The organism is Streptomyces recifensis (assembly GCF_002154615.1).
GTDB lineage: Bacteria > Actinomycetota > Actinomycetes > Streptomycetales > Streptomycetaceae > Streptomyces > Streptomyces griseoluteus.
On record NZ_MUNH01000419.1, the window covers coordinates 1 to 9,672 of the forward strand.

General features: G+C 72.9%; 11 protein-coding genes and 1 pseudogene. 7 read left to right on the top strand and 5 right to left on the bottom strand.

The annotated features are described in order from the left end of the window. From CCN33_RS32160 to CCN33_RS21335, 7 genes are all read left to right on the top strand, one after another. On the top strand, nucleotides 1-349 hold a 349-nt coding region (locus CCN33_RS32160; protein ID WP_086695159.1), incomplete at its 5' end, for an SH3 domain-containing protein. Nucleotides 350-374: 25 nt separating this feature from the next. Continuing rightward, nucleotides 375-1,736 carry an FtsW/RodA/SpoVE family cell cycle protein gene (locus CCN33_RS21310; RefSeq protein WP_086695160.1) on the top strand — a complete coding sequence of 454 codons (1,362 nt, stop codon included), beginning with the start codon at nucleotides 375-377 and terminating at the stop codon, nucleotides 1,734-1,736. A gap of 32 nt (nucleotides 1,737-1,768) precedes the next feature. Further along, nucleotides 1,769-3,226, top strand: coding sequence for a penicillin-binding transpeptidase domain-containing protein (locus tag CCN33_RS21315; RefSeq protein ID WP_086695169.1), 1,458 nt, complete (start codon nucleotides 1,769-1,771; stop codon nucleotides 3,224-3,226). A gap of 120 nt (nucleotides 3,227-3,346) precedes the next feature. Further along, complete coding sequence (locus CCN33_RS21320; RefSeq protein ID WP_086695161.1) at nucleotides 3,347-4,285, top strand: AurF N-oxygenase family protein; 939 nt, start codon at nucleotides 3,347-3,349, stop codon at nucleotides 4,283-4,285. A gap of 50 nt (nucleotides 4,286-4,335) precedes the next feature. Next, complete coding sequence (locus CCN33_RS21325; RefSeq protein ID WP_086695162.1) at nucleotides 4,336-4,995, top strand: TetR/AcrR family transcriptional regulator; 660 nt, start codon at nucleotides 4,336-4,338, stop codon at nucleotides 4,993-4,995. Nucleotides 4,996-4,999: 4 nt separating this feature from the next. Beyond that, complete coding sequence (locus tag CCN33_RS21330; protein ID WP_086695163.1) at nucleotides 5,000-5,311, top strand: hypothetical protein; 312 nt, start codon at nucleotides 5,000-5,002, stop codon at nucleotides 5,309-5,311. A 114-nt stretch (nucleotides 5,312-5,425) separates the two neighbouring features. Then, entirely contained in the window at nucleotides 5,426-6,469 is a 1,044-nt protein-coding gene (locus tag CCN33_RS21335; RefSeq protein WP_086695164.1) for a C40 family peptidase, read from the top strand. A 38-nt stretch (nucleotides 6,470-6,507) separates the two neighbouring features. Here the strand turns inward: CCN33_RS21335 and CCN33_RS21340 are convergent, their stop codons facing one another. The 5 genes and pseudogenes from CCN33_RS21340 to CCN33_RS21360 all read right to left on the bottom strand — a co-directional run. Next, on the bottom strand, nucleotides 6,508-7,764 hold the full coding sequence (locus CCN33_RS21340) for a styrene monooxygenase/indole monooxygenase family protein (protein ID WP_086695165.1): 1,257 nt from the start codon (nucleotides 7,762-7,764) through the stop codon (nucleotides 6,508-6,510). Nucleotides 7,765-7,794: 30 nt separating this feature from the next. Further along, a complete protein-coding gene (locus tag CCN33_RS21345) occupies nucleotides 7,795-8,451 on the bottom strand; it encodes a GTP-binding protein (RefSeq protein ID WP_086695166.1) in 657 nt (218 codons plus the stop codon). Next, a complete protein-coding gene (locus tag CCN33_RS21350) occupies nucleotides 8,432-8,854 on the bottom strand; it encodes a DUF742 domain-containing protein (RefSeq protein ID WP_086695167.1) in 423 nt (140 codons plus the stop codon). Before CCN33_RS21350 ends, CCN33_RS21345 begins: the two co-directional genes overlap by 20 nt. After that, nucleotides 8,851-9,351: a roadblock/LC7 domain-containing protein gene (locus tag CCN33_RS21355; RefSeq protein ID WP_086695168.1), complete on the bottom strand. Its 501-nt coding sequence runs from the start codon at nucleotides 9,349-9,351 to the stop codon at nucleotides 8,851-8,853. Before CCN33_RS21355 ends, CCN33_RS21350 begins: the two co-directional genes overlap by 4 nt. After that, nucleotides 9,348-9,672 (bottom strand): annotated as a pseudogene (locus tag CCN33_RS21360) (histidine kinase); the annotation flags it as partial. The pseudogene CCN33_RS21360 and the gene CCN33_RS21355, both read right to left, overlap by 4 nt.

A 9,672-nucleotide genomic window follows, 5' to 3' on the forward strand; every position in this document is an offset into this window, starting at 1 on the left:
CGGCGGGGCGGTGCCCGCCGGTGCCGCGGACGGCCCGGCCGGGGGTGCGCCGGCGGCCCAGCAGCAGGGCGGCCCCGACGGGCACGCGGGCGGGCGCGGCGACCGCGACCCGCGCCGGTACGAGGGTGTGGTGACCGCCAAGGGCGGCATCTGGCTGCACGACCGCCCGGACCGCGGCACCCGCCGCGTCCGCTTCGCCAAGCAGGGCGAGCACGTGTCCATCTACTGCAAGGTGAACGGCGACCGGGTCGGCGCCAACCCGCTCTGGTACCTGCTGACGGACGGCACCTGGGCGTGGGCCTCGGCCCGGTACATCGGCAACGTCGGGCCCGTCCCCCGCTGGTGCTGATCCCCCGCCAGCGGAACTCCCGCCGATGACCCAGGCCGGGACCGCGCCGCCCGCCTCCCGCACCGCCGTCCCGCACCCCCGGCTGCCCAGGCGGCGCGGGGTCGAGCTGGCCCTGATCGTGCTGGCCGTGCTGCTGTCGGTGTACGGCTACTGCGCGGTCGGCCTGGCCCGCACCGGCTCCGTACCGCCCGGCACGGCGGGGTACGGGGCGGGGCTCGGGGGTCTCGCGCTGCTCGCGCACATCGCGGTGCGGCTGCGGGCGCCGTACGCCGATCCGCTGCCGCTGCCCATCGCCGTGCTGCTGAACGGGCTCGGGCTGGTGCTGATCTACCGGCTCGACCTCCAGACCCCGGCCGACCGGGCGGCCCCGGCGCAGCTGGTGTGGTCGACGCTCGGGGTGGGGCTGTTCATCGTGGTCGTGCTGGTGCTGCGCGACCACCGGGTGCTCCAGCGGTACGCGTACGTGTGCGTGGCGGCGGCGCTGGTGCTGTTGCTGCTGCCGATCCTGTTCCCGGCGGTCAACGGCGCCCGGATCTGGATCAGGATCGCGGGGTTCTCCATCCAGCCGGGCGAGTTCGCCAAGGTGCTGCTCGCGGTGTTCTTCGCCGCGTACCTGGCCGCGAACCGCAGCGCGCTCGCGTACACCGGGCGCCGGCTGTGGCGGCTGCAGTTCCCGACCGGGCGGGTGCTCGGGCCGATCGTGACGATCTGGCTGCTGAGCGTCGGGGTGCTGGTGCTGGAGCGGGACCTCGGCACCTCGCTGCTCTTCTTCGGCCTGTTCGTGGTGCTGCTGTACGTGGCGACCGGGCGGACCGGGTGGATCGCGGTGGGGCTGGTGCTGGCGGTGCTCGGCGCGTGGGCGGTCGGGCATCTGGAGCCGCATGTGCACGGCCGGATCGAGGACTGGCTGCATCCCTTCGCCACCATCGACGCGGGCGAGGGACCCAATCAGGTGGCCCAGTCGCTGTTCGCCTTCGCGGCGGGCGGGATGACCGGCACCGGGCTGGGGCTCGGCCACTCCACGCTGATCGGCTTCGCCACCAAGTCGGACTTCATCCTGGCGACGGCCGGTGAGGAACTCGGCCTTGCCGGGCTCGCGGCCATTTTCCTGCTGTACGCCCTGCTGGTGGAGCGGGGGTTCCGGGCCGCCCTCGCCCTGCGGGAGCCGTTCGGGCGGCTGCTGGCGGTGGGGCTGGCGTCGATCCTGGCGCTCCAGGTGTTCGTGATCGCGGGCGGGGTGACCGGGCTGATCCCGCTGACCGGCATGGCGATGCCGTTCCTCGCCCAGGGCGGCTCCTCGGTGGTCACCAACTGGGCGATCGTGGCCCTGCTGATCCGGGTGAGCGACTCGGCGCGCAGCCAGTACGACGGCGAGGAGGCCCCGTGAGCGGACCGGGCGACTACGGCGGCACCCGCCCGATGGCCCCGTACATCCGGCACGCCCTGGTCTTCTGCGGCCTCCTCCTGCTGGCGCTGCTGACGAACGCGGCGCGGGTGCAGGTGGTCGAGGCGGGCGCGTACGGGGACAACCCGGCCAACCGGCGCTCGGCCATCGCCCGTTACCAGCAGCCGCGCGGGAACATCCTGGTCGGCGGCGCGCCGGTGACCGGCTCCCGCGACACCGGCGAGCAGCTCCGCTACGAACGCACTTACCTGGACGGCCCGTTGTACGCCCCGGTGACCGGCTTCGCCTCGCAGCGCTTCGGCTCCACCTTCCTGGAGCACGCGGAGGACCGGCTGCTGTCCGGCACCGACCCGCTGCTGTCGGGGTTCCCGGTGTGGCAGGACACGGCGAGCGGGGCGGCGCCCGGCGGGAACGTCGTCACCACGCTGAACGCGAGGGCCCAGCGGGCCGCGTACCGGGGCCTGGCCGGGCGCAAGGGGGCGGTGGCCGCGATCGAGCCGGCCACGGGCAGGGTGCTGGCGCTGGTGTCCACCCCGTCGTACGACCCGGCGCGGCTCTCGGGGAACGGTACGGGCGCGTCGGCGGCGTGGGAGCGGCTGAACGCCGATCCGGACAAGCCGATGCTGAACCGGGCGGTGCGGCAGACGTATCCGCCGGGGTCGACGTTCAAGGTGGTCACCGCGGCGGCCGCGCTGGACGCGGGGGTGATCACGGACCTGGACGCGCCGACCGACTCCCCCGACCCGTACCGGCTGCCGGGCACCACGACCCGGCTGACCAACGAGGCCGACGGCTGCCGGGACGCCTCGCTGCGGGAGGCGTTCGCGTGGTCCTGCAACACGGTGTTCGCCAAGCTGGGCGTGGACGTGGGGCTGGGGGACATGGCGGCGACGGCGGGGGCCTTCGGCTTCAACGACACGGAGCTCCGGGTGCCGTTCGCGGTGGCGGAGTCCACCTTCGACACGGTGGTGGACAAGGCGCAGCTCGGCCTGTCCTCCATCGGGCAGTACAACACGCGGGCCACCCCGCTCCAGATGGCGATGGTGTCGGCGGCGGTGGCGAACGGCGGGCAGGCGCGGGCGCCGTACCTCGTGGAGCGCACCACCCGCGCCGGGGGCGAGACGGTCGCGGGCGGCGGCGCCCATCCGCTGAGGCAGGTCGTGCGGGCGTCGACGGCGTCCCGGCTCCAGGAGCTGATGCGGGACGCGGTGGAGCGCGGCACCGGCGGCAACGCGGCGATCCCGGGTGCCACGGTCGGCGGCAAGACGGGCACCGCGCAGCACGGGGTCGGCAACACCGGGCTGCCGTACGCCTGGTTCGTCTCCTGGGCGCAGGCGGACGGCGCGCCGGAGCCGGCGGTGGCGGTCGCGGTGGTGGTGGAGGACGCCTCGGCGGACCGGGGGGAGATCAGTGGGGGCGGGGACGCGGCGCCGATCGCCCGCGATGTGATGCGGGCGGTGCTCGGTTCCTGAGCCCGAGGTGACCCGTCGTCGGTAAAAGTCGTGCGCGAGGGATTGACGCCCTTGCTGACACGCAGTCTCATAAGAGGCGGACGACGACGTACCCCTGGCTGGACGAGGTGACCAAAGGCCATGACGACCCTGACGGAAGCGGACGCGCTCGACGGGCTGCGCGACGCGCTCGGCGCGCTCAAGGACCGCGAGCAGGTCGCCGAGCGACTGCTCGTCTCCTCCGCCAAGCACTCCTTCGACCCGGACAAGGAGCTGGACTGGGACGCCCCCTTCGAAGAGGGCAAGTGGTTCTGGCCCCCGGAGCTGGTGTCGCTGTACGGCACCCCGCTGTGGCACCGGATGAGCGAGGAGCAGCGCATCGACCTGTCCCGGCACGAGGCCGCCGCGCTCGCCTCGCTGGGCATCTGGTTCGAGCTGATCCTGATGCAGCTGCTGGTCCGGCACATCTACGACAAGCCGGCCACCAGCGCCCACGTCCGGTACGCGCTCACCGAGATCGAGGACGAGTGCCGGCACTCCAAGATGTTCGCCCGCGTGGTCACCCGCGGCGGCACCCCCTGGTACCCGGTGAGCCGGGCCCACCAGAACCTCGGGCGCCTGTTCAAGACCATCTCCACCACGCCCGGCTCCTTCACCGCCACCCTGCTCGGCGAGGAGGTGCTGGACTGGATGCAGCGGCTCACCTTCCCCGACGAGCGGGTGCAGCCCCTGATCCGGGGCGTCACGCGCATCCACGTGGTGGAGGAGGCCCGGCACGTCCGGTACGCCCGTGAGGAGCTGCGCCGCCAGATGGTGACGGCGCCGAAGTGGTCGCGGGAGTTCACCCGAATCACCTCCGGCGAGTTCGCGCGGATCTTCTCCATCGCCTTCATCAACCCGGAGGTGTACACCAACGTCGGCCTCGACAAGCGCGAGGCACTGGCCCAGGTGAAGGCCAGCGGGCACCGGCGCGAGGTGATGCAGACCGGCGCGGGCCGGCTCACCGAGTTCCTGGACGAGATCGGCGTCCTGCGCGGCGCCGGACGGCGGCTGTGGAAGGCGTCGGGGCTGCTGGCGTAGCGATGCCACCGGGCAGGGCGGCCGGGAGGGGAGCGATTACGCTGCCAGTCATGACCCCGCAGGCCGCCACCCCGGCCTACCGCCGCCTCAGCGTGGAACAGCGCCGCGGCCAGCTCCTGGAAGCGGCGCTGGCCCTCTTCGCGCACCGCGCCCCCGAGGACGTCTCGCTGGACGACGTGGCGGAGGCGGCCGGGGTCTCCCGCCCGCTGGTCTACCGCTACTTCCCCGGCGGCAAGCAGCAGCTCTACGAGGCCGCGCTGACGTCGGCCGCCGAGGCGCTGCGGCTCTGTTTCGACGAGCCCCGCGAGGGGCCGACGGCGGCCCGGCTCGCGCGGGTCCTCGACCGCTACCTGGCCTTCGTGGACGAGCACGACACCGGGTTCAGCGCCCTGCTCCAGGGCGGCAGCGTGGTGGAGACCTCCCGGACCACGGCCATCGTGGACGGGGTGCGCCGGGCCGCCGCCGAGCACCTCTACAGCCACCTCGGGGTGACCGAGCCGGGGCCCCGGCTGCGGATGACGGTGCGGATGTGGGTCGCGGCGGTCGAGGCGTCCTCGCTGATGTGGCTGGACGAGGACAAGCGGCCGCCGAGGGACGAGCTGCGGGACTGGCTGGTCGAGCAGTTCACCGCCGTGCTGGTGGTGACCGCGGGCCGCGACCCGCAGACGGCGGCCGTCGTCGCCGCCATCGCCGGGGATGACCGAGACTGATGGCGTGAAGAGTCAGGACACCCCCTTCGAGGGCGGACCGATGGACGGCCGGGTGCTGCCCGTGCTGCTCGGCCCGACCGGCCACCCCCCGAAGACGTACCGCATCCCGGTCCCCGACGCGGCCGGCGGGCCGCCCACCGTGCTGGTGTACCGGCGCACCCCGCGCGGGCACACCAGGAGGCTGGGACTGGTGCGGGGGTGGAAGTACGTGCACGACCCGGAGGGCCTCGGCGACGCCGACCGGCTTCGCTGGCCCTGGTCCGGGCCGAGGCGGGACAACACGCCGCACGGCAAGCCGGACGACCCGACCGGGTGACATGGTTGCGCCGGTCCGCGCACGTTCGGCGCGCGGACCCGGCGAAGCGCGGCACAAGCTCGCGGTACGGAGGCAGGCGGGAGGTCCGCCGCCCCGCGTACCGGAGGTGATGTCGTGTCAGGAATCCTGCTGCGCCTGGCCTGTACCGCCGCGATGGCAGCCCAGGTCGCCTTCGCTCCCGCGCCCGCCCTGGCCGCGCCGGAGCCACAGCGAACGGTGGCCCAGCTGCTGACGGACCTTCAGCGGCTGTACCGGCAGACCGAGCAGGCCACCGAGACCTACAACGCCACCGCCGAGAAGCTCACCGCCCAGCGCGCCGAGGTGAAGCGGCTGGACGGGGAACTGGCCAAGGCCAGGCTGGCGTTGAGGGGCAGCCGGGTCGATGCCGGACGGCTCGCCCGCGAGCAGTACCAGAACAGCTCGAACTTCTCCGTCTACGTCCGCCTGCTCCTCGCCCGCGACCCGCAGCAGGCACTCGACGAGGGCCACGTCATCGGCCGCGTCGCCGGTGAACGCGCCGCCGCCCTGAACCGGCTGACCGGCGCCGAGAAGCGCGCGGACACGCTCGCCAGGTCGGCCCGCAGGGCGCTGGACACCCAGCTCACCCTGGCCGGGAAGCAGAGGAAGCAGCGGGACGACGTCACCCGGCGCCTGGCCGACGTGGAGCGGCTCCTCGCCTCCCTCACCCCGCAGCAGCGAGGCGAGGTGTCCCGGCTGGAGCAGGACGGGGTGGCCCGGGCGCAGCGGAGCCTCACCGACTCCGGCGCCCTCGGCCACGACCGGCCGGCCTCGGCGGAGGGCGGCCAGGCGGTCCGCTACGCCCTGGACCAGCTCGGCAAGCCCTACCGCTGGGGGGCCGAGGGCCCGGGCTCCTTCGACTGCTCGGGCCTGACCTCCCGCGCCTGGGCCCGCGCGGGCACCCCCATCCCCCGCACCAGCCAGGAGCAGTGGGCCCGGCTCCCCCATGTCCCGCTGAACTCGCTGCGCCCCGGCGACCTGGTGATCTACTTCCCCGAGGCCACCCATGTCGCCCTGTACCTGGGCGGCGGCAGGGTGGTCCAGGCTCCCCGCACCGGCGAGAACGTCAAGATCTCCCCCCTGGCGGCCAACCCGGTCCTGGGCGCCGTACGACCCGACGCGGCCCCGCGCCGCCTGTGAGAGGCGGGCACGGGGCCGGGAGGGGTCGCCTGAGAACGTCAGGCGCCGGCGGCCACCGAGCCGACGTACGCCTCCGTCTTCGCGGGGTCGTAGAAGAAGTTCTCGAAGTCGGCCGGGTCGTTGAAGCCGTTGGCGAAGCGGTCGGCGACCGGCTGGAGCTGGCCGGCGGCGCCGATCAGGTTGAGGATGTGCTCCGGCGGCGGGGCGAGCATGGCGTTGGTCCACTTGGTGACGTGCTGGGCGGTCGCCCAGTAGCGGTCGAAGGTGGCCTTCATCCACTCCTCGTCGAAGGGCTGGTCGCCGCGCTCCAGGATGGAGGCGAGGTAGGCGGCCGCGCACTTGGACGCCGAGTTGGAGCCCTGGCCGGTGATCGGGTCGTTGGCCACGACCACGTCGGCCACGCCGAGGACCAGGCCGCCGCCGGGCAGCCGGCCGATGGGGTTGCGCACGGTCGGCGCGTAGCGGCCCGCCAGGGTGCCGCCGGCGTCGGTGAGTTCCACCTTGGTGGCGCGCGCGTACTCCCAGGGCAGGAACTTCTCCATGAGTTCCAGGGTCAGGGAGAGGTGCTCGGCGGGGTCCTTGATGCCGTTGAACACGTCGAGCGGGCCGCCGGGTATGCCCTCCCAGAACAGGATGTCGGCGCGGCCGGAGGTGGTCAGGGTCGGCATCACGAACATCTCGCCGACGCCCGGCACCAGGTTGCAGCGGACCGCGTCGAACTCCGGGTGCTCCGGCCGGGGACCGAGCCCGTGCACGTACGCCACCGCGAGCGCGCGCTGCGGCTCGGCGTACGGGGAGCGCTCCGGGTCGCGGGCGAACATCGACACCAGCTCGCCCTTGCCGGCCGAGACCAGCACCAGGTCGTAGGTGCGGGAGAAGTAGTCGAGGTCACCGACGGCCGCGCCGTGGATGACGAGCTGGCCGCCGCGCTGGGCGAAGGTCTCCATCCAGCCGGCCATCTTGACCCGCTGGTCCACCGACTGCGCGTAGCCGTCCAGCTTGCCGACCCAGTCGATGGCCCGCTGGGAGGGACCGGGGTCGAAGGAGCCGGGGGCGGCGACCGAGACGCCGAGCCCCTCGATCCTGGGGGCCTGGGACTCCCAGAAGTTGAGCTGGAGGTCACGCTCGTGCTGGAGCGCGGTGTCGAACATGCACTGCGTCGACATGACCCGGCCGGAACGGATCTCGTCCGCCGTCCGGTTGGACATCAGGGTGACCTCGTAGCCGTGCGACTGGAGGCCGAGGGCGAGCTGGAGACCGGACTGGCCGGCTCCGACGACGAGTATCTTCCGCATGCGGGGGTGTCTCCTACGGGGGGCTTTGGGCTACTCGGGGGTTACGTCGAGCGCGTGGCCCACCAGGGCCAGGAGGGTCTCGATCGCTGAGATCCGGCGCCGCGCGTCCATGATCATGACAGGGATGTGCGCCGGTATGGTCAGTGCCTCCCGCACGTCCTCCGGCCCGAACATCTCACTGCCGTCGAAGTGGTTGACCGCGACCACATAGGGCAGGCCGCAGCTCTCGAAGTAGTCCAGCGCCGGGAAGCAGTCCTTGAGCCGGCGGGTGTCGGCCAGGACCACGGCGCCTATCGCACCGCGCACCAGGTCGTCCCACATGAACCAGAACCGCTGCTGGCCCGGCGTGCCGAACAGGTAGAGCACCAGGTCGTCGTCGAGCGTGATGCGGCCGAAGTCCATGGCAACGGTCGTGGAGGTCTTGCCCGGCGTGGCGGTGAGGTCGTCGGTCTCCTCGCTCGCCTGGGTCATCAGCGCCTCGGTCTGGAGCGGGGTGATCTCCGAGACCGCGGTGACCAGGGTGGTCTTGCCGACGCCGAAGCCGCCCGCCACCACGATCTTCGTGGCGACGGGTGCCCGGCTGCGGTCCTGCTGCCAGGGCTTCAGTTCCTCGACGGGCTCGGCCAGGCCGTCCACGAGGGGAGCGTTCCCGACGGGGGCGGTCGCGTCAGAGACGGCGGAGTCCACTCAGCACCCTTTCCAGCAGCGCGCGGTCCGGACGGCCGGTGCCGTGACCGGTCCCGGTGCCGTAAACACGGATCTTTCCCTGGTCCGCGAGGTCGCTCAGGAGCACCCGGACCACGCCGAGCGGCATTCTCAGCAGCGCGGCGATCTCGGCCACCGTGCGCATACGGCGGCACAGTTCGACGATGGCGACCATCTCCGGCATCACGCGCGGAGCGGGGCCGTTCGCCAGTTCCTTGCGCTCCTCCGGGGCGTCCAGCGCCGCGGTGCTGGCCACGAACGTCTCCACCAGGAGGACGTGGCCGAAGCGGGTGCGGCCACCGGTGAGCGAGTAGGGGCGCACACGGGCGGCCTTGCGGTCGCCGCCGCGCGTGGGGAGCTGCGTCTTCTTGGCGATGGCGCTCATCGGACGCTCCCGCTCGGTTCGGACTCCATGGATTTCCGCAGCTCGCTGCGGAGTTCCGGGGTGAGCACATGCCCGGCCCGGCCGACGAAGAGCGCCATGTGGTACGAGATCACACTCATGTCGCACTCGGCGGAGCCGTGCACGCCGAGCAGCGAGCCGTCGCTGATCGACATGACGAAGAGGCTGCCCTCGTCCATGGCGACCATGCTGTGCTTGACCGAGCCGAAGTCCATCAGCTTGGCGGCGCCCACGGTGAGGCTGCCGATGCCGGAGACGATGGTGGCGAGGTCGGCGGCCGAGCCGCGGGGGCCCTTCGGGGCCGGCCGGTTCTGCCGGTCCGCCTCGGCGCGGTGCGGGTCGGACGACAGCAGGAGCAGGCCGTCGGAGGAGACGACCGCGACCGACTGGATTCCGGGTACTTCCTCGACCAGGTTGGTCAGCAGCCAATGCAGGTTGCGGGCTTCACTGCTCAGTCCGTAGGTACTGGGCGTGGTCAACTGCTTGCCTCCTCGGCGTGTCCCCCCGTGGACTCTTCGGCGTTCGCGCTGGTGGCGGGCCGCTGGTTCTGCGCGGTGTGCTCGGCGATCTCCGCTTCGACGTCGCGGTACCCGGCCTGCGCGCCCTTGCGGAAGCCGCCGAGCCTGCGGCGCAGGGCCTCGGCGTCGACACCGGTGGCGCGCGGGCGGACCGGGGCCTCGGGCGCGGTGATCTTCGGGGTGCGCTTGGGCAGGCCCTTGCTCGTCAGCTTCTCCTCCGTCTCGTCCGGGGCGCGGTCGTGCGTGGCCTCGGCGGGGAGGGTGGCTGCGGGTGCGGCGGTC